Here is a 25,653-nt window from a genome sequence, read left to right as displayed (position 1 = left end):
CCACTGATGTCCTTTTCCCGTACCGCGCTCAAATTCGCAGCGCTGGCAGCCCTGAGCGGGGCCGGCAGCGCCCAGGCCGCCGTTGAAATCCAATGGTGGCACGCCATGCAAGGCGCGCTGAACGACAAGGTGAACGAGATCGCCAACAAGTTCAACGCCAGCCAGTCCGACTACAAGATCGTGCCGGTCAACAAGGGCAACTACGACGAAACCATGGCCGCGGGCATCGCCGCCTTCCGCGCCGGTGGCGCGCCGGCGATCCTGCAGGTGTTCGAGGTCGGCACCGCCACCATGATGAGCGCCAAGGGCGCGATCAAGCCAGTGTCGGCGGTGATGAAGGACGCCGGCGAGAAATTCGACCAGAAGGCCTATATCCCGGCGGTGGCGGGCTACTACACCTCATCCAAGGGCGAGATGCTGTCGTTCCCGTTCAACAGCTCGACCACGGTGTTCTACTACAACAAGGACGCCTTCAAGAAGGCCGGCCTGGACCCGGAGAAGCCGCCCAAGACCTGGCCGGAAGTGATGCAGTACTCGGCCAAGCTCAAGGCCTCTGGCACCAACTGCGCCTACACCACCGACTGGCAGGGCTGGGTCCACCTGGAGAGCTTCTCGGCCTGGCACAACACGCTGTACGCGACCAAGAACAACGGCTTCGGTGGCACCGATGCGCGCCTCGTGTTCAACAGCCCGCTGCATGTCAAGCACATCACCAACCTGCAGGACATGGTGAAGAAGGGCTACTTCAGCTACGGCGGCCGCAAGGCCGAGTCGCAGGCCAAGTTCTATAACGGCGAATGCGCGATGTTCACCGGCTCGTCGGCATCGCTGGCCAATATCCGCAAGAACGCCAAGTTTGCGTTCGCGGTGGCGCAGCTGCCGTACTACCCGGACGTGCAGGGCGCGCCGCAGAACACTATCATCGGCGGCGCTTCGCTGTGGGTGATGGGCGGCAAGAAGCCGGAAGAGTACAAGGGCGTGGCCAAGTTCTTCAATTACCTGTCGCGCCCTGAGATCCAGTCCGACTGGCACCAGGCCACCGGCTACCTGCCGGTGACGACGGCGGCCTACGAACTGACCAAGAAGTCGGGCTACTACGACAAGAACCCGGGTGCCGATGTGTCGGTGCAGCAGATGGTGGTCAAGACCACCGACAAGTCGCGCGGCGTGCGCCTGGGCAATCTGGTGCAGATCCGCACCGTGGTGGACGAGGAGCTGGAAGCCGTCTGGGCCGGCAAGAAGGAGCCCAAGGCAGCGCTGGACTCGGCCGTTGCCCGCGGCAACGACCTGCTGGAACGCTTCCAGAAGACCGCGCGCGAGTAAGCGCGGCATTGCCAGCAAGCTGATGTGACAAGCGGGCGGCGGCGAAACCTCCGCCCGCTTGCATTGTGGCCGGCCTCATCGGGCCGGCTGCAGCTTTGTACCTAGTCCGATGCCGCGACCCGCGGCATCCGCCGGAATCCGTCTATGGAAAAACGCGTTGTTTTCCGCTCGCCGTGGCTGCCGTATCTGCTGGTCTTGCCGCAGATCGCGATCACGCTGATCTTTTTCTTCCTGCCAGCCGGGCAGGCGCTGTACCAATCTATGCTGCAGCAGGATGCCTTCGGCATCAACCTGGAGTTCGTCGGCCTCGACAACTTCCGCATGCTGTGGAACGACTCGCTGTACGTGGAGTCGTTCCAGATCACGGCGATCTTCGCCATCGGTGTCACGGTGGTGGGGTTGTCCACCGCGCTGGCGCTGGCCTACTTTGCCGACCGCGTGATCCGCGCGGCCGTGGGCTACAAGACCCTGCTGATCTGGCCGTATGCGGTCGCGCCGGCGGTGGCCGGCGTGCTGTGGATGTTCATGTTCAACCCGACGCTGGGCGTGGTGTCCTACGCGCTGCGCAAGATGGGCATCGAGTGGAACTTCCTGCTCAACGGCAACCAGGCGCTGCTGCTGGTGGTGCTGGCTGCGGCCTGGAAGCAGATCAGCTACAACTTCCTGTTCTTCCTCGCCGGGCTGCAGAGCATCCCGCGCTCGCTGATCGAGGCCGCGGCCATCGACGGTGCCGGCCCGTGGCGCCGGTTCTGGTCGATCATCTTCCCGCTGCTGTCGCCGACCACGTTCTTCCTGATGGTGATCAACGTGGTCTACGCGTTCTTTGACACCTTCGCGATCATCGACGCGGTCACGCACGGCGGCCCCTTCAATTCGACCAACACGCTGGTGTACAAGGTCTTCCATGACGGCTTCCGCGGCATGGATATCGGTGGCTCCGCCGCGCAGTCGGTGGTGCTGATGGTGATCGTGATCGCGCTGACCGTGGTGCAGTTCCGCTACGTGGAACGCAAGGTCCAGTACTGACGGAGACACCCATGGTAGAACGACGTCCCCTCCTGGATTTCCTGACCCACGTGGTGCTGATCCTCGGCATCGTGGTGGTGGTGTTTCCGGTGTACCTGACCTTCGTGGCATCCACGCTGACCGCCGAGGAGGTGCTTGATGCGCCGATGACACTGATCCCCGGCAGCCACCTGTTCGAGAACTATCGCACCGTGCTGTTCCAGGGCGTGGGCGAGGCCGCTTCGCCGGTCTCGACCATGATGAAGAACAGCCTGATCATGGCGCTGGGCATCGCGCTCGGGAAGATCGCGATTTCGATCATCTCGGCCTTCGCCATCGTCTATTTCAAGTTCCCGCTGCGCAAGACCTTCTTCTGGCTGATCTTCATCACGCTGATGCTGCCGGTTGAGGTGCGGATCCTGCCGACCTACAAGGTGGTGTCCGACCTGGGCATGCTCGACAGCTATTTCGGCCTGACCATCCCGATCATCGCATCGGCCACCGCCACCTTCCTGTTCCGCCAGTTCTTCCTGACGATCCCGGACGAACTGGCCGAGGCCGCGCGGATCGACGGCGCCGGGCCGCTGCGCTTCTTCTGGGACGTGGTGCTGCCGCTGTCGCGCACCAGCATCGCGGCGCTCTTTGTGATCCAGTTTATCTACGGCTGGAACCAGTACCTGTGGCCGCTCCTGATCACGACGCAGAAGTCGATGACGCCGGTGGTGGTGGGCGTGACGCAGATGATCTCGCGCTCGGGTGACGCGGCCACAGACTGGAACCTGGTGATGGCCACCGTGATGCTGGCGATGATCCCGCCGGCGGTGGTGGTGGTGCTGATGCAGAAGTGGTTCGTCAAGGGCCTGGTCGAAACGGAAAAATAAGGCGATGCGACAAGGCGTCTGAGGACGCCGGTCGCCCGCAGGAAAAAAGCAATGGCAAAACTGTCGCTTCGCAACGTTCAGAAAACCTACGCCGGCAACGTCCAGGTGGTGCACGGCATCGACATGGAGATCGCCGACGGCGAGTTCATCGTCATCGTCGGCCCCTCGGGCTGCGGCAAGTCCACGCTGCTGCGCATGGTGGCGGGTCTGGAAACCATCACCGGTGGCGAGATCCATATCGGCGCGAAGGTCGTCAACGACCTGGAGCCGGCCGAGCGGGACATCGCCATGGTGTTCCAGAACTACGCGCTCTATCCGCATATGAGCGTGTACGACAACATGGCCTACGGCCTGAAGATCCGCGGCATGCCCAAGGCCGAGATCGAGCAGCGCGTGAAACACGCTGCCGGCATCCTGGAACTGGCGCCGCTGCTGGAGCGCAAGCCGCGCCAGCTCTCGGGCGGACAGCGCCAGCGCGTGGCCATGGGCCGCGCCATCGTGCGCGAGCCGGCGGTATTCCTGTTCGATGAGCCGCTGTCCAACCTGGACGCCAAGCTGCGCGTGCAGATGCGGCTGGAGCTGAAGGAACTGCACCGCCGTCTGGGCACCACCAGCCTGTACGTGACCCACGACCAGGTTGAGGCGATGACGCTGGCCGACCGCATGATGGTGCTCAACGCAGGACGCGTGGAGCAGATCGGCACGCCGCTGGAAGTCTATTCGCGCCCGGCCAGCACCTTTGTCGCCGGCTTTATCGGCTCGCCGCCGATGAACCTGATCCCGGTAGTGCGCAACGCCGCCGGCGACAGCAGCGCGCAGATGCGCGTGGTGGCGAAGGAGGGCAGCGACGCGGCCACGGCCACGCTGGGTCACTTGCCGATGGGGCTGCACCTGCCGGAGCAGGCGCTGCTCGGGTTGCGGCCGGAGCATATCGAGCCGTGCGCGACGCACGAGGCTATCGCTGAAGTCGATGTGCGCGTGGTCGAGGCGCTCGGTGCGGACTCCTTCGCCTATGGCTCGCTCGGCGGCCAGCCGGTGGTGGTGCGTCTGGAAAGCCATGCGCGCGTGCGCGCCGGCGACCGGCTGCCGGTGACGTCATCGGCCGACCACCTGCATTTCTTTGCGCCGGACACCGGCAAGCGCATCGAGGCCTGACATGGCACACGCAGCAGACACTCAGCAGGCAGCGCAGGCCTGGCCGTATCCCCGCTACATCGCGCATCGCGGCGCCGGCAAGCTCGCGCCAGAGAACACGCTGGCCGCGTTCCGCCATGGCGCGGGCTTCGGCTACCGGATGTTCGAGTTCGACGTGAAGCTGTCGGCAGATGGCAAGGCGGTGCTGATGCACGACGCCACGCTCGACCGCACCACCAGTGGCAAGGGCAGGGTGGATGCGCTGACGCTGGGCGAGCTCGCGCACCTCGACGCCGGCAGCTGGCACAGCGCGGCCTACGCCGGCGAGCCGGTGCCGACGCTGGCCGCCATCGCGCGCTATACGCAGGCCAACGGCTTTATGGTCAATCTCGAGATCAAGCCGGTGCCCGGTACCGAGGACCGCACCGGCGCGGCGGTGGCGCTCGATGCGCAATCGCTGTGGGCGGGCGCCGCGGTGCCGCCGCTACTGTCGTCCTTTTCCGAAGAGGCACTGGCCGCGGCCGCGCGCGTGGCGCCTGACCTGCCGCGCGCGCTGCTGCTCGACAAGCTGCCCTCGGACTGGCCTGAGCGGCTGTGCCGGCTGGGCTGCGTGGCGCTGGATGCCAACCACCGTGAGCTCGATGCCGACGTCATCGCCGCCGCGCATGCGGCTGGTTATCGGGTGCTCAGCTATACCGTGAACGACCCGGCGCGGGCAGCGCAATTGCTTGAATGGGGGCTCGACGGACTGATCACCGACGCGGTGGACCAGATAGAGTCGCGAATCTAATTGTTGTGCAGATGTTGCGAAAACGCCGATGGCGCGACGAATTGTCGTGCCACAGGGTTTCGTATCGCGAAAAGTCAACATGCCTGCAAAGCAAACATGCTATGCTTACCGCCGTGAAGACTTAGGTCCTTCCCCGCACAACTTGCCCTTTCGGGCCTTGTGAGGACGCCAGCACATCCGGCACCTAATGGTGCCGTTTGCGTAAGCGCCTCAGTTGGGCTCCCAAGAGTTGTTTGCAATCCGCTAACCGGTCAAGCCGTGTCGCGGAAGGTTGAATAACCCGCTGAACTCCGGCATTCCCGGAGAATAGTGAGCGTCCCATGATGCAGCAGTATCAGAGCAATTCGTACCTCTTCGGCGGTAACGCCCCGTATGTCGAAGAACTGTACGAAGCCTACCTCCAGAATCCCGCCTCGGTTCCCGACAACTGGCGTTCGTACTTCGACGCCATGCAGAACGTTCCCGCCGTCGACGGCTCGAACGGCCGGGATGTCGCCCACGCCCCTATCGTTGCCTCGTTCGCCGAGCGCGCCAAGCAAGGCCCCATCAAGACCATCGTTGCCTCGGCCGATTCCGACATGGGCCGCAAGCGCGTCGCTGCCACCCAGTTGATCGCCGCCTACCGCAACATCGGTTCGCACTGGGCCGACCTGGACCCGCTCAAGCGCCAGGAGCGTCCGCCCCTGCCGGATCTGGACCCCGCGTTCTACGGTTTTTCCGAAGCTGATCTCGACATCGTCTTCAATGCCAGCAATACGTACTTTGGCAAGGAGTCGATGAGCCTGCGCGATCTGCTCAACAACCTGCGCGAAACCTACTGCGGCACCATCGGCGCCGAATTCATGTACGTGAGCGACCAGGCGCAAAAGCGCTGGTGGCAGGAGCGCCTGGAAACCACGCGTTCCAAGCCGGTCTTCACGCTGGAGAAGAAGAAGCACATCCTCGACCGCCTGACCGCGGCCGAAGGCCTGGAGCGCTTCCTCCACACCAAGTACGTCGGCCAGAAGCGCTTCTCGCTGGAAGGCGGCGAAAGCTTCATCGCCGCGATGGACGAACTGGTCCAGCACGCCGGCAGCAAGGGTGTGCAGGAAATCGTGATCGGCATGGCCCACCGCGGCCGCCTGAACGTGCTGGTCAACACGCTGGGCAAGATGCCCGCCGACCTGTTCGCCGAATTCGAAGGCAAGCACGTCGACGACCTGCCGGCCGGTGACGTCAAGTACCACAAGGGCTTCTCGAGCGATGTCTCGACCGACGGCGGCCCGGTCCACCTGTCGCTGGCGTTCAACCCGTCGCACCTGGAAATCGTCAACCCGGTGGTGGAAGGCTCGGCCAAGGCCCGCCAGGAACGCCGCGGCGAAGTCGGCCACAAGGAAGTGCTGCCGGTGCAAGTGCACGGCGACGCCGCCTTTGCCGGCCAGGGCGTGGTGATGGAGACGCTGAACCTCGCGCAGACCCGCGGCTACGGCACGGGCGGCACGATGCACATCGTCATCAACAACCAGATCGGCTTCACCACCTCCGATCCGCGCGACGCCCGTTCGACGCTGTACTGCACGGACGTGGTCAAGATGATCGAGGCCCCTGTGCTGCACGTGAACGGCGACGATCCCGAAGCCGTGGTGTACGCCATGCAGCTGGCCGTTGATTTCCGCATGGAATTCAACAAGGACGTCGTGGTCGACATCATCTGCTTCCGCAAGCTGGGCCACAACGAGCAGGACACCCCGGCGGTCACGCAGCCGCTGATGTACAAGAAGATTGGCCAGCACCCCGGCACGCGCAAGCTGTACGCCGAAAAGCTGGCCGCGCAGAAGCTGGTCCCGGCCGAGTTCGGCGACGAGAAGGTCAAGGAATACCGCGCCGCGATGGACGCCGGCAAGCACACCGCCGACCCCGTCCTGTCGAACTTCAAGAACAAGTTCGCCGTGGACTGGATGCCGTTCCTGAACCGCAAGTGGACCGACGCCGCCGACACGGCCGTGCCGGTGACCGAACTGAAGCGCCTGGCTGAACGGATCACCACCACGCCTGAGACGCTGAAGCTGCACCCGCTGGTGGAAAAGGTCGTCAGGGACCGCGCCAACATGGGCCGCGGCGACCAGCCGCTGGACTGGGGCATGGGTGAGCACCTGGCCTTCGCTTCGCTGGTGTCGTCGGGCTATCCGGTGCGTATCACCGGCCAGGACGCCGGCCGCGGCACCTTCACCCACCGCCACTCCGTGCTGCACGACCAGGCCCGCGAGCGCTGGGATGCCGGCAGCTACGTGCCGCTGCAGAACGTGTCGGAGAACCAGGCACCGTTCACGGTGATCGACTCGGTGCTGTCCGAAGAGGCCGTGCTCGGCTTCGAATACGGCTACTCGGCCGCCGAACCGAACGCGCTGGTGATCTGGGAAGCCCAGTTCGGCGACTTCGTCAACGGCGCCCAGGTGGTGATCGACCAGTTCATCTCGTCGGGCGAAGTGAAGTGGGGCCGCGCCTCGGGCCTGACCCTGATGCTGCCGCACGGCTACGAAGGCCAGGGTCCGGAACACAGCTCGGCCCGTATCGAGCGCTTCCTGCAGCTCTGCGCGGACCACAACATGCAGGTCTGCCAGCCGACCACGCCGGCCCAGATCTTCCACCTGCTGCGCCGCCAGATGATCCGCCTGTTCCGCAAGCCGCTGGTGATCATGACGCCGAAGTCGCTGCTGCGTAACAAGGACGCCGTGTCGTCGCTGTCGGAGCTGGCCAAGGGCCACTTCGAGACCGTGATCGCCGACCAGGAAGAACTGAACGCCAGCAAGGTCAAGCGCGTCATCATGTGCTCGGGCAAGGTCTACTACGACCTGGTCAACACGCGCAAGGAACGCGAGGCCAACGACGCCGCGATCATCCGCCTGGAACAGCTGTACCCGTTCCCGCACAAGGCTGTTGCCGCGGAACTGAAGAAGTATCCGAACGCCACCGAAATCGTGTGGTGCCAGGATGAGCCGCAGAACCAGGGTGCCTGGTTCTTCGTGCAGCACTACATCATGGAAAACATGACGGATGGCCAGAAGCTCGGTTATGCCGGTCGTCCCGCCTCGGCTTCGCCGGCGGTGGGCTACTACGCAAAGCACAACGAGCAACAGAAGGCGCTGCTGGATGCTGCCTTCGCCAAGCTCAAGGGTTTTGTTCTGACCAAGTAAATCAAGCGGCAGCCACGGCGACGCGCGCAGGTGCTCACCGTGGCATTGCCAGCATAAAGACAACACGCATAACACGAGGAATTCACAACCATGGCTATTGTTGACGTCAAGGTTCCGCAACTGTCCGAATCGGTCGCCGAAGCGACCATGCTTAACTGGAAGAAGAAGCCTGGCGAAGCCGTCGCCCAGGACGAAATCCTGATCGAAATCGAAACCGACAAGGTCGTGCTGGAAGTGCCGGCCCCGTCGGCTGGTGTGCTCTCGCAGATCGTCAAGAACGACGGCGACACTGTCGTGGCCGATGAGATCATCGCCAAGATCGACACCGAAGCCACCGCTGGCGCCGCCGCTCCGGCTGCTGCCGCTCCGGCTCCTGCCGCCGCTGCCCCGGCACCGGCCGCTGCCGCCGCCGCTCCAGCCGCCGCTGGCGGCGTGGCCATGCCGTCGGCTGCCAAGCTGATGGCCGAAGCCGGCCTGTCGGCTGGCCAGGTCGCCGGCACCGGCAAGGACGGCCGCATCACCAAGGGTGACGCGCTGGCCGCCGCAGCTGCCCCGGCCGCCAAGGCCGCCCCGGCTCCGGCCGCGGCCAAGCCGGCGCTGCAGCAGGTTTCGGCCCCGGTCGACTTTGCCGCGCTGGGCGACCGCCCGGAAGAGCGCGTGCCGATGAGCCGCCTGCGCGCCCGTATCGCCGAGCGCCTGCTCCAGTCGCAATCCACCAACGCCATCCTCACCACCTTCAATGAAGTGAACATGAAGCCGGTGATGGACCTGCGCAACAAGTACAAGGACCGCTTCGAGAAGGAACACGGTGTGAAGCTGGGCTTCATGTCGTTCTTCGTCAAGGCCGCGGTGCACGCGCTGAAGAAGTTCCCGCTGATCAACGCTTCGATCGACGGCAACGACATCGTTTACCACGGCTACTTCGACATCGGTATCGCCGTGGGCTCGCCGCGCGGCCTGGTGGTGCCCATCCTGCGCAATGCCGACCAGATGAGCCTGGCCGACATCGAGAAGAAGATCGCCGAGTTCGGCGTCAAGGCCCGTGACGGCAAGCTGTCGCTGGACGAACTGAGCGGCGGTACCTTCTCGATCTCCAACGGTGGCGTGTTCGGCTCGATGCTGTCGACCCCGATCATCAACCCGCCGCAATCGGCCATCCTGGGCGTGCACGCCACCAAGGACCGCCCGGTGGTGGAAGACGGCCAGATCGTGATCCGTCCGATGAACTACCTGGCAATGTCCTACGACCACCGCATCATCGACGGCCGCGAAGCCGTGCTCGGCCTGGTCGCCATGAAGGACGCGCTGGAAGATCCGGCCCGCCTGCTGCTGGACCTGTAATAACCGGGTCCCCCCGCGCGCCTGCCGCGCGGGGCACATCTCGCATCTCCAGTGTTGACGGCGCGCCGGCACATGCTGCCGGCGCCCACAAAGGAAATCCATGAGCAAACAATTCGACGTGCTGGTGATCGGCGCCGGCCCCGGCGGCTATATCGCCGCGATCCGTGCCGGCCAGCTGGGCCTGAACGTGGCCTGCTGCGAAGGCAACGCGTACGACGATCCCAAGAGCGAACCGCGCCTGGGCGGCACCTGCCTGAACGTGGGCTGCATCCCCTCCAAGGCGCTGCTGGCTTCCTCGGAAGAGGTCGAGAACGTCCAGCACCACCTGGGCGACCACGGCATCACCGTGAGCGACGTCAAGGTCGACGTGGCCAAGATGCTCAAGCGCAAGGATGACGTCGTCGGCAGGATGACCAAGGGCATCGAGTTCCTGTTCCGCAAGAACAAGGTGACGCTGCTCAAGGGCTACGGCAAGTTCGTTGGCAAGACCGCCGAGGGCTTCCAGGTCGAGATCGCCGGTGAAGTCGTGACCGCCAAGCAGGTGATCATCGCCACTGGCTCGAAGGCTCGCCACCTGCCGGGCATCCCCGTTGACAACGACCTCATCAGCGATAACGAGGGCGCGCTCAAGTTCCCGTCCGTGCCGAAGAAGCTGGGCGTGATCGGCGCCGGCGTGATCGGCCTGGAGCTGGGCTCGGTATGGCGCCGCCTGGGTGCCGACGTGACCGTGCTGGAAGCGCTGCCGGCCTTCCTGGGCGCCTGCGATGAAGGCGTGGCCAAGGAGGCGCAGAAGCTGTTGACCAAGCAGGGCCTGAAGTTCAGCCTCGGCGTCAATGTCACCGAAGTCAAGACCGGCAAGAATGGCGTCACCGTCGGCTATACCGACAAGGACGGCGCCGCGCAGACGCTGGAAGTCGATCGCCTGATCGTCTCGGTCGGCCGCGTGCCCAACACCGACAACCTGGGCCTGGACGCTGTCGGCCTGGGCGTGGACCAGCGCGGTTTCATCGAGGTCGACGACCACTGCGCCACCAAGGTGCCGGGTCTGTGGGCCATCGGCGACGTGGTGCGCGGCCCGATGCTGGCGCACAAGGCCGAGGACGAAGGCGTGGCCGTGGCCGAGCGCATCGCCGGCCAGAAGCCGCACATCGATTACAACTGCATTCCGTGGGTGATCTACACCTTCCCGGAAATCGCATGGGTTGGCAAGACCGAAGCCCAGCTCAAGGCCGAAGGCCGTGAGTTCAAGGCTGGCCAGTTCCCGTTCATGGCCAACGGCCGTGCGCTGGGCATGGGCCATCCGGAGGGCTTCGTCAAGATGCTGGCCGATGCCAAGACCGACGAAATCCTGGGCGTGCACATCGTGGCTGCCAACGCTTCGGACCTGATCGCTGAAGCCGTGGTAGCGATGGAGTTCAAGGCCGCCAGCGAGGATATCGGCCGCGTCTGCCATCCGCACCCGTCGATGTCGGAAGTCATGCGCGAAGCCGCGCTGGCCGTCGACAAGCGTCAGCTTAATATGTAAGGCGAATGCTTCGCATTGCCTGAGTACCGGCGCGCCGCATCCGCGGCGCGCCGTTTTCACTTGCGGGCCGTCCCGCAGGGACCCCTTAGCATGAACGTCACCGAGTACTACGAGAAGGAACTGAAGGAGCGCGGCTACCAGTCCGACGAAGCGCAACTGCGCGCCGTGGCCCGGCTGCAGCAGTGCTACGACGAGTGGGTGGCCTACAAGAGCCGCCGCAACAACGCGCTGAAGAAGCTGCTGGTCCGTCCCGACGTGCCCAAGGGCGTCTACCTGTGGGGTGGGGTGGGGCGCGGCAAGTCCTTCCTGATGGACAGCTTCTATACCTGCGTGCCGGTGGTGCGCAAGACGCGGCTGCATTTCCACGAGTTCATGCGCGAGGTCCATCGCCAGCTCGAAGAGCTGCGCGGCCGCCCGGATCCGCTGGACGAGCTGGCTAAACGTATCGCGCGCCGCTTCCGGCTGATCTGCTTCGATGAATTCCACGTCAGCGACGTCGCCGACGCGATGATCCTGCACCGCCTGCTGCAGCAGATGTTCGAAAACGGCGTGCAGTTCGTGATGACCTCCAACTACCGCCCGGATCTGCTGTATCCGGATGGCCTGCACCGCGACCGCGTGCTGCCGGCCATCGCGCTGCTGCAGCAGAAGCTCGACGTGCTCAATGTCGACGCGGGCATCGATTACCGCAAGCGCGCGCTGGAGCAGGTGCAGGCGTACCACACGCCGCTCGGCGCCAACGCCAGTTCCGCGCTGCGCGATGCCTTTACCTCGATCGCCGGCGTGGCCGACGAATCGCCGCTGCTGCATATCGAGCACCGCGAGCTGCGCGCGCTGCGCAAGGCCAACGGCGTTGTGTGGTTTGACTTCGCCACGCTGTGCGGCGGCCCACGCTCACAGAACGACTACCTGGAGCTGGCGTCCCAGTTCCATACTGTGATTCTGTCCGACGTGCCGCGCATGACGCCGCGCATGTCGTCGGAGGCTCGCCGCTTCACCTGGCTGATCGACGTCTTCTATGACCATAAGGTCAAGCTGCTGATGTCGGCTGAAGTGCCCGCGGACGAGCTCTACACCGAAGGCCAGATGGCCAACGAGTTCCACCGGACCGTGTCGCGCATCATCGAGATGCAGTCGCGTGAGTACCTGGAGTCCGAGCGCCGCACCATGGACACCTCGCTCACCTGAGTGTTTTTTCCGGCCCGGCGCGACGATAGCCGGGCCGCATTGACCTATATCAAGGTCGATGCCGGGACCTCCCTATACCCTGCACTGGGTAAAAAAGGTCCCCATGCCGTCCCCAGCCACCAGCCCCCCTGCCAGCCTGCTGGCCTCCAACCCCTCGCCAGCGCTCCGCGATCCGGCGGGTAGTGCCTTGGCCGGCAGCGGCGCGCAGCTTGCGTGCTTCCATTGCGGCCTCCCCGTAACCGATCCGGAGCCGCTCGCCGCCGCACTGGACGGCACCCGCCGCGTGTTCTGTTGCGGCGGATGCCAGGCCTTGGCCCAGACGCTGCACGCCGCCGGTTTTTCCCATCTCTACGGCGATGAAGCCCGATTTGCCCGCCCGATCGACGACGATGCCCGGCGCGAGGCCGAGCCGATCTGGGCCGCCTACGACACCCCTGAGCTGCGCAACCAGTTCGTGCGGCCGCTGGACGGCGGCCGCGCCGAGATCACGCTGGCGCCGGAGAACATCCGCTGCGCCGCCTGTGCGTGGCTGATCGAACAGCACCTCAGCCGGCAGCCGGGGGTGGAATCCGCGGTCGCCAACGTCGCCACCCGGCGCGTGGTGGTGCGCTGGCGCGACGGCGCCCAGACGGTGGCGGGGCTGCTGGCCGCGCTGGCCGGCATCGGCTACATGGCCTGGCCGTTCGAAGTCTCGCGCACCGACCAGCAGGACCGCCGCGCCCGCCGCGGCCTGCTGATGCGCATGGCCGTCGCCATGCTAGGCATGATGCAGGTGATGATGTACGCGTGGCCGATCTACACCCACGAAGCCACCATCGACCCGGGCCAGCTGCAACTGATGCGCTGGGCCAGCTTCGCGCTGACGCTGCCGGTCGTGTTCTATGCAGCCTCGCCGATCTTTGCCGGCGCCTGGCGCAGCCTGCGCCAGCGTCATATGGGCATGGACGTGCCCGTGGCCATCGGCGTCGGCGCGGGCTTTGTCGCCAGTGCGCTGGCCACCGTGCGCGGCATCGGCGAAGTCTATTTCGATTCGGTGACGATGTTCGTCGCCTTCCTGCTGCTGGCCCGCTACTTGGAACTGCGCGTGCGACAGGCGTCGCGCAGCGGCGCCGAGATGCTGGCGCGCCAGCTGCCCGCCACCTGTGAACGACTGCCCGGCATGGGCACCACGGGCGAGCGCGTGCCGGTGGCGCGCCTGCGCGTGGGCGACCTTATCCGGGTCAAGGCGGGCGAGATCGTTCCCGCCGACGGCACCGTCGTGGCGGGCGCGAGCGAGCTCGATGAATCCATGCTGACCGGCGAGAGCCGCCCGGTGCGCCGCTGCGCCGGGGAAACCGTGCTGGCCGGCTGCTACAACACCGCGAGCCCGCTGGAAGTGCGCGTCACGCGCGTCGGCGCCGGCACCCGTTTGGCCGAGATCGTCGCCGTGCTGGACCGCGCGCTGGCGGAGAAGCCGCGCCTGGCGACGCTGGCCGACCGCGTCGCGAGCTGGTTCGTGGCCACGCTGCTCGCACTGGCGGCGCTGACCGGCGTGGTGTGGGGCCTGTGGATCGATCCTTCACGCGCATTGCTGGTGACGATTGCGGTGCTGGTGGTCAGCTGCCCGTGCGCACTGTCGCTGGCTACGCCGGCGGCGCTGGCCGCGGCCGGTGCGGCGCTGTCGCGGTGCGGCGTGCTGCTGACGCGCGCCCATGCGCTCGAAACGCTGGCGCGCGTGACCGACGTGGTGCTCGACAAGACCGGAACGCTGACCGAAGGCTGCTTTGCCGTGGCCGGGGTGCAACCTTTGGCCGACCTCGACCAGGCGCGCTGCCTGGCACTGGCCGCGGCGATGGAACGCGGGGGCGAACATCCGATCGCGCGCGCGCTGGTGGCTGCGGTGCAAGACAACACTGGCCTGCCCATCCAGGTAACTGGCATGCGCAACGTGCCCGGCCAGGGGCTGGAGGCTGTGGTGGGTGGCAGTCGCCTGCGGCTCGGCCGTGCCGATTTCGTGGCAGCGCTGGCGCCCGATGGCAGGCAGGCCCCGGCGCACGGCGGTGAACCGGCCCATCCCGGTGCCACCGTGGTGTGGCTGGGCGCTGATTCCGGCCCGCTCGCGCGCTTCGTGCTCGCCGATATCGAGCGGCAGCAGACGCCGCAGTTGCTCGCACGGTTGCGCGAGCTGGGCGTGCGCTGCCATCTGGTCTCGGGCGACAACGCCGCGGCGGTGGATTGGTGGGGATCGCACTTCGGCATCGACTGCGTGGCCGGCGAAGTGACGCCCGAAGGCAAGCGCGACTATGTGGCGCGGCTGCAGCAGGGCGGAGCGGTGGTGCTCGCGGTAGGCGACGGCATCAACGATGCGCCGGTGCTGGCGCAGGCCCAGGTGTCGGTAGCGATCGGCAGCGGCGCGCCGCTGGCGCAGGCCGGTGCCGACGCAGTGCTGACGCACGGCGGCGTGGCCGAGATCGCCACCGCGCTGGCGGTATCGCGCAAGACGCGTCGCGTGGTGCGCCAGAACCTGGGCTGGGCCTTCTTCTACAACGTGGTTGCCATTCCGCTGGCGGCGACAGGTTTTGTCACGGCCTGGATGGCCGGCATCGGCATGTCGCTGTCGTCGCTGCTGGTGGTGGCCAACGCCTGGCGCCTGCTGCGCGCCGGGCGCAAGGGAAGCTGACGATGGAAACGCTCTACCTGCTGGTGCCGATGAGCCTGGTGCTGGTCGTGGTGATCGCCGGCGCGCTCTGGTGGGCCTTGCATGCGGGGCAGTATGACGACCTGGACCGGCCCGCCGAATCGATTTTGCTGGACAACGACAAGCCGTGAGTGCGCCGCCGTGCGCCTCCGACATGGCAATGCCGGCGAGGTTCACCAGGTGCCCTGACCGACTTGATAAAGATCAACGCACCGACCGTACGGTTTTTTTAAAGTCACACCGTCAGTAGGTTTTTTCTCTTCTCTAAGCTTGGGGGTCTGAATGGATGTCACTGCCGCGTCTTCACGCGTCGACACCTTCAATTACGGCGTCGTAAGACAGTTCGCTGTCATGACAGTAGTCTGGGGGATCGTCGGCATGGCCGTCGGCGTGCTGCTGGCAGCACAGCTGATCTGGCCGGAACTCAACTTCAACACGCCCTGGCTGTCGTTCGGCCGCCTGCGGCCGCTGCATACCAATGCGGTGATCTTTGCCTTTGGTGGTAGCGCGCTGTTCGCCACGTCGTACTACGTGGTCCAGCGTACCTGCCAGACACGGCTGTTCTGCGGCCCGCTGGCCGCCTTCACGTTCTGGGGCTGGCAGCTGGTCATCGTCGCCGCCGCCATCACGCTGCCGCTGGGCATCACCAGCTCCAAGGAATACGCCGAACTGGAATGGCCAATCGACCTGCTGATCACCGCGGTCTGGGTCGCCTACGCGATCGTGTTCTTCGGCACCATCGTCAAGCGCAAGACCAAACACATCTACGTGGCCAACTGGTTCTTCGGCGCCTACATCCTGACCATCGCGCTGCTGCATATCGTCAACAACATCGAGATGCCGGTGTCGCTGTGGAAGTCCTACTCGGCCTACGCCGGCGTGCAGGACGCCATGATCCAGTGGTGGTACGGCCATAACGCGGTGGGCTTTTTCCTGACCACCAGCTTCCTCGGGATGATGTACTACTTCATTCCCAAGCAGGCCGAGCGCCCGATCTACTCCTACCGCCTGTCCATCGTCCACTTCTGGGCGCTGAACTTCACCTACATGTGGGCCGGTCCGCACCACCTGCAGTACACCGCGCTGCCGGACTGGGCGCAGTCGCTCGGCATGGTGTTTTCGCTGATCCTGCTGGCGCCCTCGTGGGGCGGCATGATCAACGGCATCATGACCCTGTCGGGCGCCTGGCACAAACTGCGCACCGACCCGATCCTGAAGTTCCTGGTGGTGGCGCTGTCGTTCTACGGCATGGCCACGTTCGAAGGCTCGATGATGTCGATCAAGACCGTCAACGCGCTGTCGCACTACACGGACTGGACCATCGGCCACGTGCACTCGGGCGCGCTGGGCTGGGTGGCGATGATCTCCATCGGTTCGCTGTATTACCTGATTCCGCGGCTCTTTGGCGAGAAGCAGATGTACAGCGTGCGCCTGATCGAGTGGCACTTCTGGATCGCGACCATCGGCGTGGTGCTCTACATCGCCTCGATGTGGATCGCCGGCGTGATGGAGGGCCTGATGTGGCGTGCCACCCAGCCTGACGGCACGCTGACCTACGCCTTCGTGGAAGCGGTCAAAGCCAAGTACCCGTTCTACCTGATCCGCCTGCTCGGTGGCGTCTGCTTCCTGTCCGGCATGCTGCTGATGGCGTACAACACGGTCAAGACCATCGTCGGCAAGCGTGCCGTGGATGCACCGATCCCGGCCAGCATTCCTGCCTCTGCCCACTGATCAATCCAGGATAGAAAGATGTCCGACAAACAAAGATTCTTTTCCCACGAAACGCTGGAGAAGAACATCGGCTGGCTGATCATCTGCACGATCCTCGTGGTCAGCATCGCGGGTCTGGTCCAGATCGTGCCGCTGTTCTTCCAGCACTCCACCACCGAGCCGGATCCGGGTATCACCCCGTATTCGCCGCTGCGGCTGATGGGCCGGGATATCTATATCCGCGAAGGCTGCGTCGGCTGCCACTCGCAGCAGGTGCGCACGCTGCAGGCCGAGACCGAGCGCTACGGCCACTTCTCCACCGCTGGCGAGTCGGTCTTCGACCATCCGTTCCTGTGGGGCTCCAAGCGTACCGGGCCTGACCTGGCGCGCGTCGGCGGCCGCTATTCGGATGACTGGCAACGCATCCACCTGCGCAATCCGCGCGATGTGGTGCCGGAATCGGTGATGCCGTCTTACCCGTGGCTCGAAAAGGCCGAGTTGCCCACCAACGATATCCAGGCGCGCATGCGCGCACTGGTCAAGCTGGGCGTCCCCTACAGCGAAGCCGGGATTGCAAAGGCACCGGACGAGCTCAAGGGCAAGACCGAGGAAGACGCGCTGGTGGCCTACCTGCAAGGGCTGGGCACCAACCGCCGCAACGTGCGCGTTGAAACCGCCGCTGCCCCGGCACCGGCCAAGGAGTAAGCCATGGCCATGATCACTGCCATTGCGACCGTCGTGTCGATGGTCGTCTTCCTGGGGATCTGCTGGTGGGCGTGGTCCGCCGGCCGGCAGTCCGCCAATCGGGAATCCGCCATGCTGCCGTTCGCACTGCCTGACGAAACCACGACAACATCGAGCCGGAACACCTAGCCATGAGCGATTTCTTTTCCGATTTCTGGAGTTACTACATTGCCGCGATCGCGCTCGTCGGCATCGTCTGGTGCGTCTGGCTGCTGTTCTCGCAACGCAAGATCACCAAGACCGCCGGCGCCACCGAGGACACCGGCCACGTCTGGGACGGCGACCTGCGCGAGCTGAACAACCCGCTGCCGCGCTGGTGGATGTGGATGTTCCTGCTGACCTGCATTTTCGGGCTGGCCTACCTGGTGCTCTACCCCGGCCTGGGTTCGTACGCCGGCGTGCTGAAGTCCTCGACGCAAGGCGAACTGGCCGCCCACCGCGCGGCGCAGGAGCAGATGCAGAAGGAGATCTATGCCAAGTACCTGAAGATGGACGTCAAGCAGGTGGCGGGCGACCCGCAGGCGCGCGAGATCGGCCAGCGCCTGTTCCTGAACTACTGCGCGCAATGCCATGGTTCCGATGCACGCGGCAGCCGCGGCTTCCCGAACCTGACCGACGGCGACTGGCTCTACGGCGGCGAGCCGGAAACGATCCAGCAGACCATCACGAAGGGCCGCAATGGCGTCATGCCTCCGTTTGCCGCGACCATCGACGCCAAGCTGGCAGGGGACGTAGCGCAGTACGTGCGTTCTCTGTCGGGCCTGTCGTCGGATCCGATTCGTGCCTCGCGTGGCGAGGGCACCTTCAAGTCGACCTGCGCGGCTTGCCACGGTGCCGGCGGCAAGGGCAACCAGGCACTGGGTGCGCCGAACCTGTCCGACAAGGTCTGGCTCTATGGCAGCTCGGAAGCCAGCATCGTCGACGCCATCCTGAAGGGGCATAACAACCACATGCCCGCGCATGAGGAAATCCTGACGCCCGAGCGCATCCGGATGCTGACCGCCTATGTCTGGGGGCTGTCCAATACCGGCGGAGGTGCCGGGCAATGACAGGCGACTCATGTGAGCGGGCGCTGGCCGCCCGCGGGAGACCACGCCCATGAACGCACCCGGGAGGCAAGAGATGGCCCGGGCGGCCGACCCACAGCGGTCGGCTGCTGTGCCTGGCGAATCCTCTGACGAAACACTGTATGAGGTCCGCCGCAAGATCTATCCGCGCTCGGTGACGGGCGCCTTTTCCAGCTGGCGGGTCTGGCTGGTGATCCTGACCCAGCTGGTCTACTACGGCACGCCCTGGCTGCAATGGAATGGCCGCCAGGCCGTGCTGTTCGACCTTGGGGCGCGCAAGTTCTACATCTTCGGGCTGGTGCTGTGGCCGCAGGACGTCATCTACCTGGCGGTGCTGCTGGTCATTTCGGCGCTGGCGCTGTTCCTGTTCACGGCGATCGCGGGGCGCCTCTTCTGCGGTTACGCCTGTCCGCAGACGGTCTACACCGAGATCTTCATGTGGATCGAGCGGCGGATCGAGGGCGATCGCATCGCACGCATTCGCCTGGACGGTGATCCCTGGAGCCTGCGCAAGCTGCGCCTGAAAGCGACCAAGCACTTCCTGTGGGTACTGATCGCGCTGTGGACCGGATTTACCTTCATCGGCTATTTCGCGCCGATCCGCGAGTTGGGCGGAGAGGTACTGGCGCTCTCGCTCGGGCCATGGCAGGCGTTCTGGATGCTGTTCTACGCGTTCGCCACCTGGGGCAACGCCGGCTTCATGCGCGAGCAGGTGTGCAAGTACATGTGCCCGTATGCGCGCTTCCAGAGCGTGATGGTGGACCGCGACACCTATGTCGTCACCTACGACGTTGGCCGCGGCGAGCCGCGCGGCAGTCGTTCGCGCAAGACCGACCACTACAAGGCGGGCCTGGGCGATTGCGTCAACTGCAGCATCTGCGTGCAGGTGTGCCCGACCGGGATCGATATCCGCGACGGCCTGCAGTACGAGTGCATCGGCTGCGGCGCCTGCATCGACGCCTGCAACCAGGTCATGGACAAGATGGACTATCCGCGCGGCCTGATCCGGTACACCTCGGAAGACGCGATGCGCAAGGGCCTGTCCGCGGCGGCGTCGCGCAAGCGGCTGCTGCGTCCGCGCGTGATCATCTATTCGGTGATCTGGATTGCGTTGATGGCGGGCTTCGTGGCCTCGATTGCGCTGCGCACGCCGCTGAAGGTGGACATCATCCGCGACCGCGGCGCGCTGGGCCGCGAAGTGGAAGGGCGCTGGATCGAGAACGTCTATCGGCTGCAGCTGATCAACACGACCGAAGGACCGATGCGCATCAGCGTGCGCGCCGACAGCGACGAGCTGAAGAACCTGACGGTTGAATACGACAAGCAGGCCGAAGCGCTGGCGCCGACCTCCAACCGGCTGTTGCCGATCCGCATCCGCGTTCCGATTGAGAACGCGGCGCAGGGTACGCACAAGATCAGCGTGACGGTCACGAGCGAAGGCACGGAGCGGGGGAGTGCCGAAATCCGGCAATCCACCAGTTTTATCGTGCCGCGCGATTTGTAAAGCTAGGATGGTGTGGCGCGGTTATGGATCCGCGCCGCACCGCTGCAGATAAGGGGGGCAAGATGAATCGGCAAGGCAATCCGTGGTGGAAGGAACCGTGGCCGTGGCTGTTGATGAGCGGCCCGCTGGTGGCGATGGTGGCGTGTGGCGTGACCATCTGGCTCGCGTCCTCGCATCCTGACCTGCCGGTGCAGGGGGCAACGCGGCATGGACTGGTGGTCGAGAAGGTCGGAGCCGCGCCGCGCAAGGCTGCCGCAGCGAGGCAACCATGAGGCTGCGCTGGCTGATGTGGGTACTGTGGCCCGGGTTCCTGATGGCGGGCTTTGCAACCGCGACGGTCTTTTCGGTCGTGGATCCGGGCGACCTGAAGTTCTTCGGCCACCCGGTCGACGCGTCACGCGAGTCGGTCTATACGATCGGCTTCCTGTTGGCGTGGGCGTTCTGCGCGCTGTCCAGCGGGCTCACGCTCTACACCATGCCGACCCGGCTCAGCGATACCGACGAACTTGAATGACGTTTGAAATTGCCATCGCCGGTGCGGCGATGGCAGTGCGATGCGCGCTCAGCAGGAGCGGCTGTAGAGTTGCTTGATGCCGGCGATGTCCACCAGCTTGACGTGGCGCTGGCGAATCTGGATCAGGCCCGCTTCGGCAAAGCGGGAGAACAGGCGGCTGACGGTTTCGAGCTTCAGGCCCAGGTAGCTGCCGATCTCTTCGCGGCTCATGCGCATGACGAATTCGGAGGCCGAATAACCGCGCGCCGACAGGCGCTCGGACAGGTTGATCAGGAAGGCGGCCAGCCGTTCCTCGGCGCGCATTGAGCCCAGCGTCACGAGCATCAGCTGGTCGTGCGTGATCTCCTTGCCCATCAGGCGCAGGAACTGGTGCTGCAGCGACGGCAGCCCGGCGGACAAGGTCTGCAGTTCGTTCATGCGCACCACGCAGACTTCGGTATCTTCCAGCGCCGTGGCATCCGATGCGTGCTGCATTTCACCCAGCCCGTCGAGGCCGACGATTTCGCCGGGGAGGTGGAAGCCGGTAATCTGCGAACGGCCGTCTTCGGTGGTGACGTGCGTCTTCAGCGTACCGAAGCGGATGGCATAGACAGCGGTGAGCGGATCGCCCATGCGGTACAGGGTCTCGCCTTTATGAACGCGAATGCGTTCCTGCACCAGCGTGTCCATCTTGGCAAGATCTTGCTGGGACATGCCTACCGGAAGGCACAGTTGCCCCATCGCGCATGTGGAGCAACGGGGCGACATCTCGGTAATGGGAATGGAGGTGAGCAATTGGAACCTGCAAGAATGGCTGCGAGGGCACGACCCCAACATTTTACCGTGCGATGTGATGCGGCAGGGAGTCAGAATTGACATTTGGTGTGCTTATTAGCGTTTTTCTGCTGGCCCTGCTTGGCGGGGTGCATTGTGCCGCCATGTGTGGCGGCCTTGCCCTCGCGGTGGAACAGCGGCGCGACGCCATCGCGACGGTGAACTTCGTGAAAAACCGGACCGCGTGGTTCGGTGAGTTGCTGGCAATGCACATCGGCAGGATCTCGACCTATATGCTGCTGGGTGCGTTGTTGGGCGCGGTCGGTGCCACCGCATGGAAGCAGGACTACCTGCCGGTGCAGCGCTGGCTGTTCGGTGCGGGCAGCGCCATGCTGCTGTGGTCGGGCTGGCGGCTGCTTCAGGGCAATGCGTTCACCCTGGCCTGGCTCGAGCGCTTGGCGGCATGCGCCACCGCTACGGTGGCTGGCCAGCTGGGCCGCCTGGCCGGCGGCATGCCGGCATTCGTGCGGGCCCGTGGCGGGCTGGCGCGGCGCTATGGGGTGGGGCTGGCCTGGGGCCTGGTGCCGTGCGGCATGGTCTATGGCGCGCTGACGCTGGCACTGCTGGCGGGCAACGCCGGCTCGGGGGCGCTGGTGATGGGCGTGTTCGGGCTGGGCACGCTGCCCAACCTGCTGGTGCTGTCCGGCCTGTCGGGCTACCTGCGCACGCTGTCCAGGCGGCGTGGCATACGCCTGGGGGCTGGGGTCGCGGTGATGGCGTTCGGCGGGCTGGGCATCGCCCGAGCGGTGCTGCTGCCACATTCCCTGGCCGGGCAGGGTTTCTGCCTGGTGTTCTGAGGCGCCGCCGCCGCATGGCGCAACGGATGATGGTTGCAGGCTGGGGCGGGAATGCCATACAATCGCCTGCATTGCGGTATCGCGCGGCGCGATGTGGCGAGCAGCGCCAGGCGGCCTTCATATCAGAAGGCGCGCTCAGGGGCTACGGGAAGCGGAAGGTTTTCGAGGCCCGGCCCGTCCCGCGGTCCATCCGGTTCAAAAGATCTGGCTCAAAAGTCCGGCTGGCACCGCGGTGTTGGAGATGCCGGCCTTGCTCCCGATATCCGTTTTTTCTTGCGTCCGAGGCGTTCAGTTCGCCGACAGCATCGTCCGTTGAGTGCGGGCGCGCGACGCAAGGGGTTCGCTGACCGGCCCAAGACGGCCTGCGAACGATCTCCTGCCGGACCGACCCGGCATTCGATGCAAAGAAAGGGAAGTGCACGGCTTGGATGCGGCAGGCATCCGGGTTAGCTGCGCAATGAGATGGCGATGGCATTCGGCATCGCTGTATCCAAAATCTCCGGTGCCCCGGATCCGTCCGGGAGCAGGTGCAAAGACAGGCTGCACACCATCAACATGAATACCCAAGAGGCGAAGATCGTCCTCGAGACGGCGCTGATCTGCGCGCAGGAGCCCTTGCGCGTCAATGATCTGCGACGGCTGTTTGACGATGACGTCGGTGCGGACACGATCCGCGTGCTGCTCGACGAGCTGCGCCAGGACTGGCGCCAGCGCGGTGTGGAACTGGTGGCCCTGGCGAGCGGTTGGCGTTTCCAGAGCCGCCCGGAAATGCGTGAATACCTTGATCGCCTCAATCCGGAAAAACCGCCAAAGTATTCGCGTGCGGTGATGGAAACGCTGGCGATCATTGCCTACCGGCAGCCGGTGACCCGCGGCGATATCGAAGAGATCCGCGGGGTGACCGTCAGCACGGAAGTGATCAAGAAGCTGGAAGACCGCAGCTGGATCGAGGTCATCGGCCACCGCGACGTGCCGGGCCGGCCGGCGCTGTACGCGACCACCAAGGCGTTCCTGGACGATCTCGGCCTGCGTACGCTGGATGAACTGCCGCCGCTGGAAGACGCCCAGGCGCAGGCCCAGGCTGCCCTGCTGGAACAGCAGGCCATCGATTTCGAGGAGCTGGCCGCGATCAAGCCAGTCAGCGCCGACGAGGAGGCGTTTGCCGATCCTGTGGCGGTTCCGGCGCCCGCCGCGGAACAGCAAGCTGCCGAGCTGCAACCGCCCGTGGCGCAGGGCGTTGCAGGCCAGCCGGAAGGGCTGGCGGCCGAGGCTGGCGAGATGGTAGCGCCGGTCGCCGGTGAGAGCACCGAGAGCACCGAACGAACCGAGGGCGCCGAAACCGCCAATGGTTTCGACGTCCAGCCGCGACAGCAGGCCAGCGAAGGCGCTGACCCCGTGGATGACCTTATCGAACCTGCCGAGGCCGAACCCAATCCGGACGGGGCGCGCAGCGAACTGCCAGAAGACGGTACGCCGCCGCACCCGAGCGAGCACGACGAGCGCGTGCCGAACTGAACAACATGCAACATCCGATAGTGAATACCTTGTCTGATTCCGTAGAGCAAGACGCCCGCCATGCGGGTGCATCCGCCGATACCGGCGCCGCAGAACCCGGATCGGGCAGCGAAGCCGCGCCCCGCCGCAAGGGGCTGCGCCGCGGGCTGAGGAACCTGGTGGCATCTCGCCGCCAGGCAGCGCAGGATCGCGATGCCGGCCGCGCCGAAGGTGCCGAGGCACCGGTGCAGGGCGAGGCCGGCGAGGCAGCCGCCGCGTCTGCGGCGGCGCCTGCGGGCGGACGCGGTGGCCAGCGTGGCCGCGGCAAGCGCAAGACGGGTCAGGGCGAGGGTGGCCAGGGCAGCCAGGGTGGGCACGCCTCGACCACCAAGGCCGAGAAAATCGACCGCGCCGCCAAGGGCGAAGGCGCCGACAAGCCCGAGCAGGCCGGCCGCAAGCGCAAGCCGGGCCAGCAGCGCGCCGGCAAGGGCGCTGCGCCCGCCGAAGTGCAGGGCGCCGGCGCCCGCCAGCAGGGCCGCCGCAAGGACGGCGCCAAGCCGCAGGCGCAGCGCAAGGGGCAAGGCCAGGCCCAGCCCGGCGCGGACAAGGGTGCGGCGAACAGCGAAGACCTGTTCCGCTTCGTGATCTCCGAGCAGTACGACAAGGACGACACCGTCATTCCGCGCACCAAGGCCAAGCCGGTGCGCGAGCTGTCGGCCGAGGACGACGCCCCCAAGCTGCACAAGGTGCTGGCCGAGGGCGGCCTGGGCTCGCGCCGCGAGATGGAAGAGCTGATCCTGCAGGGCCGCGTCTCGGTCAACGGACTGCCTGCTCATATCGGCCAGCGCATCCTGCCGGCCGACCAGGTCCGCGTGAACGGCAAGCTGATCCATCGCAAGGTGTCGACCAAACCGCCCCGCGTGCTGCTGTACCACAAGCCGGCCGGGGAAATCGTCAGCCAGTCCGATCCGGAAGGCCGTCCGACCGTGTTCGACAACCTGCCGCGCATCAAGACCGGCAAGTGGGTCGCGGTGGGTCGCCTGGATTTCAATACCGAAGGCCTGCTGATCTTCACCACCTCGGGTGATATCGCCAATCGCTTCATGCATCCGCGCTACGGTGTGGAGCGCGAGTACGCGGTGCGCACGCTGGGCGAACTGGCCGAGGCCGATCGCCAGCGCCTGCTGCACGGCATCAAGCTGGACGACGGCGAAGCCAACTTCCTGCGCATTGCCGATGGCGGCGGCGAGGGCGTCAACCAGTGGTACCACGTGGCGTTGACCGAAGGCCGCAACCGTGAAGTGCGCCGCATGTTCGAGGCGGTCGGCCTGACCGTGTCGCGCCTGATCCGCACCCGCTACGGCCAGTTCCTGCTGCCGCGCGGCCTCAAGCGCGGCCGCTGGCAGGAAGTCGAGCCCAATGACGTCAAGGCGCTGATGGCCGGCGTCGGCCTGAAGGTGCCGGGCAAGAGCGAGCAGCCCAGCAAGGGCGCGACCAAGGTCGGCGGGCGCAAGCAGCGCACCGAAGCCGCCATCGCCGGCATGCCGATGCACACCGGCATGGATGGCCTCCCACGCTACGAACAGGGCGGTGCCCGTGGCGGCAGCCGCGGCGGCCAGCCGGATCCGATGAAGACGTCGATGGGCTATATCAGCCACGGCCCCACGCTACTGACCTCGCACGCGGCCAATCTGGGCGGCGGGCGCGGCACCGGCCCACGCCAGGCGCGCGGTGGCGGTGGCGCCGGCCTGGGCGGGCAGGGCAAGCCGCCGCGTCGTGGCGGCGGTGAAGCGAACGGAAATGTGATGCCGAAGGCGGCAAAGCCAGGTGGAAACCGCACGCCGCGCGGCGGTGGCAGCGGCGGTGGTGGCGGCGGCGGCGGTAACCGCGGGGGAAACCGCGGCGGCAATCGCTGAGTGCTCGATGCTGCTCATGGCGGGTAAAAGACCCGCCGGCGCAGCCCGCAGTGTGCG

Annotated in this window: 22 protein-coding genes; 21 read left to right on the top strand and 1 reads right to left on the bottom strand. The window is 65.7% G+C overall.

Translation table 11 applies throughout. The features are described from left to right. Positions 1–6: 6 nt before the first annotated feature. From ugpB to ABNX08_RS14020, 18 genes are all read left to right on the top strand, one after another. Complete coding sequence (gene ugpB / locus ABNX08_RS14105; protein ID WP_022535735.1) at positions 7–1,323, top strand: sn-glycerol-3-phosphate ABC transporter substrate-binding protein UgpB; 1,317 nt, start codon at positions 7–9, stop codon at positions 1,321–1,323. A gap of 144 nt (positions 1,324–1,467) precedes the next feature. Next, positions 1,468–2,349 carry a sn-glycerol-3-phosphate ABC transporter permease UgpA gene (gene ugpA, locus ABNX08_RS14100; protein WP_022535734.1) on the top strand — a complete coding sequence of 294 codons (882 nt, stop codon included), beginning with the start codon at positions 1,468–1,470 and terminating at the stop codon, positions 2,347–2,349. 11 nt (positions 2,350–2,360) lie between these two features. Beyond that, the gene (ugpE, locus tag ABNX08_RS14095) at positions 2,361–3,209 is read left to right on the top strand and encodes a sn-glycerol-3-phosphate ABC transporter permease UgpE (protein WP_022535733.1); all 849 of its coding nucleotides are present in this window, start codon (positions 2,361–2,363) and stop codon (positions 3,207–3,209) included. A gap of 51 nt (positions 3,210–3,260) precedes the next feature. After that, positions 3,261–4,364 (top strand): sn-glycerol-3-phosphate import ATP-binding protein UgpC, encoded by a 1,104-nt coding sequence (locus ABNX08_RS14090; RefSeq protein ID WP_022535732.1) that lies wholly within the window; start codon positions 3,261–3,263, stop codon positions 4,362–4,364. Position 4,365: 1 nt separating this feature from the next. After that, positions 4,366–5,133: a glycerophosphodiester phosphodiesterase gene (ugpQ, locus tag ABNX08_RS14085; RefSeq protein WP_022535731.1), complete on the top strand. Its 768-nt coding sequence runs from the start codon at positions 4,366–4,368 to the stop codon at positions 5,131–5,133. A gap of 320 nt (positions 5,134–5,453) precedes the next feature. Then, a complete protein-coding gene (locus ABNX08_RS14080; protein WP_022535730.1) occupies positions 5,454–8,306 on the top strand; it encodes a 2-oxoglutarate dehydrogenase E1 component in 2,853 nt (950 codons plus the stop codon). A gap of 90 nt (positions 8,307–8,396) precedes the next feature. Further along, the gene (gene odhB, locus ABNX08_RS14075; protein WP_022535729.1) at positions 8,397–9,647 is read left to right on the top strand and encodes a 2-oxoglutarate dehydrogenase complex dihydrolipoyllysine-residue succinyltransferase; all 1,251 of its coding nucleotides are present in this window, start codon (positions 8,397–8,399) and stop codon (positions 9,645–9,647) included. Positions 9,648–9,747: 100 nt separating this feature from the next. Further along, complete coding sequence (lpdA, locus tag ABNX08_RS14070; RefSeq protein ID WP_022535728.1) at positions 9,748–11,172, top strand: dihydrolipoyl dehydrogenase; 1,425 nt, start codon at positions 9,748–9,750, stop codon at positions 11,170–11,172. 90 nt (positions 11,173–11,262) lie between these two features. Continuing rightward, complete coding sequence (gene zapE, locus ABNX08_RS14065; RefSeq protein WP_041681093.1) at positions 11,263–12,360, top strand: cell division protein ZapE; 1,098 nt, start codon at positions 11,263–11,265, stop codon at positions 12,358–12,360. 103 nt (positions 12,361–12,463) lie between these two features. Next, complete coding sequence (locus ABNX08_RS14060) at positions 12,464–15,019, top strand: heavy metal translocating P-type ATPase (RefSeq protein ID WP_349604288.1); 2,556 nt, start codon at positions 12,464–12,466, stop codon at positions 15,017–15,019. Positions 15,020–15,021: 2 nt separating this feature from the next. Continuing rightward, the gene (gene ccoS, locus ABNX08_RS14055) at positions 15,022–15,168 is read left to right on the top strand and encodes a cbb3-type cytochrome oxidase assembly protein CcoS (RefSeq protein ID WP_010809469.1); all 147 of its coding nucleotides are present in this window, start codon (positions 15,022–15,024) and stop codon (positions 15,166–15,168) included. 151 nt (positions 15,169–15,319) lie between these two features. Continuing rightward, positions 15,320–16,768, top strand: a complete 1,449-nt coding sequence (gene ccoN / locus ABNX08_RS14050; protein WP_022535725.1) for a cytochrome-c oxidase, cbb3-type subunit I — start codon at positions 15,320–15,322, stop codon at positions 16,766–16,768. An 18-nt stretch (positions 16,769–16,786) separates the two neighbouring features. Continuing rightward, the gene (gene ccoO / locus ABNX08_RS14045) at positions 16,787–17,452 is read left to right on the top strand and encodes a cytochrome-c oxidase, cbb3-type subunit II (RefSeq protein ID WP_022535724.1); all 666 of its coding nucleotides are present in this window, start codon (positions 16,787–16,789) and stop codon (positions 17,450–17,452) included. A gap of 3 nt (positions 17,453–17,455) precedes the next feature. Beyond that, complete coding sequence (locus ABNX08_RS14040) at positions 17,456–17,620, top strand: cytochrome oxidase (protein ID WP_022535723.1); 165 nt, start codon at positions 17,456–17,458, stop codon at positions 17,618–17,620. Positions 17,621–17,622: 2 nt separating this feature from the next. Continuing rightward, a complete protein-coding gene (ccoP, locus tag ABNX08_RS14035; protein WP_022535722.1) occupies positions 17,623–18,540 on the top strand; it encodes a cytochrome-c oxidase, cbb3-type subunit III in 918 nt (305 codons plus the stop codon). Between the two features lie 73 nt (positions 18,541–18,613). Beyond that, complete coding sequence (gene ccoG / locus ABNX08_RS14030; RefSeq protein WP_022535721.1) at positions 18,614–20,062, top strand: cytochrome c oxidase accessory protein CcoG; 1,449 nt, start codon at positions 18,614–18,616, stop codon at positions 20,060–20,062. A gap of 62 nt (positions 20,063–20,124) precedes the next feature. Then, positions 20,125–20,334, top strand: coding sequence for a FixH family protein (locus ABNX08_RS14025; protein ID WP_041681524.1), 210 nt, complete (start codon positions 20,125–20,127; stop codon positions 20,332–20,334). After that, positions 20,331–20,576, top strand: a complete 246-nt coding sequence (locus ABNX08_RS14020) for a hypothetical protein (protein WP_022535719.1) — start codon at positions 20,331–20,333, stop codon at positions 20,574–20,576. Before ABNX08_RS14025 ends, ABNX08_RS14020 begins: the two co-directional genes overlap by 4 nt. 48 nt (positions 20,577–20,624) lie before the next feature. Here the strand turns inward: ABNX08_RS14020 and fnr are convergent, their stop codons facing one another. Beyond that, on the bottom strand, positions 20,625–21,350 hold the full coding sequence (gene fnr / locus ABNX08_RS14015) for a fumarate/nitrate reduction transcriptional regulator Fnr (protein ID WP_022535718.1): 726 nt from the start codon (positions 21,348–21,350) through the stop codon (positions 20,625–20,627). Between the two features lie 77 nt (positions 21,351–21,427). On the opposite strand from fnr, the gene ABNX08_RS14010 reads away from it, so the two are divergent. From ABNX08_RS14010 to rluB, 3 genes are all read left to right on the top strand, one after another. After that, complete coding sequence (locus tag ABNX08_RS14010) at positions 21,428–22,186, top strand: sulfite exporter TauE/SafE family protein (protein ID WP_022535717.1); 759 nt, start codon at positions 21,428–21,430, stop codon at positions 22,184–22,186. 555 nt (positions 22,187–22,741) lie between these two features. After that, entirely contained in the window at positions 22,742–23,701 is a 960-nt protein-coding gene (scpB, locus tag ABNX08_RS14005) for an SMC-Scp complex subunit ScpB (RefSeq protein WP_041681523.1), read from the top strand. Positions 23,702–23,706: 5 nt separating this feature from the next. Beyond that, complete coding sequence (gene rluB / locus ABNX08_RS14000) at positions 23,707–25,596, top strand: 23S rRNA pseudouridine(2605) synthase RluB (RefSeq protein WP_022535715.1); 1,890 nt, start codon at positions 23,707–23,709, stop codon at positions 25,594–25,596. The last annotated feature ends 57 nt before the right edge of the window (positions 25,597–25,653 follow it).

This window comes from Cupriavidus sp. DF5525, assembly GCF_040149425.2.
Lineage (GTDB): Bacteria > Pseudomonadota > Gammaproteobacteria > Burkholderiales > Burkholderiaceae > Cupriavidus > Cupriavidus pickettii_A.
This window is presented reverse-complemented; position numbering and strand designations above follow the sequence as displayed.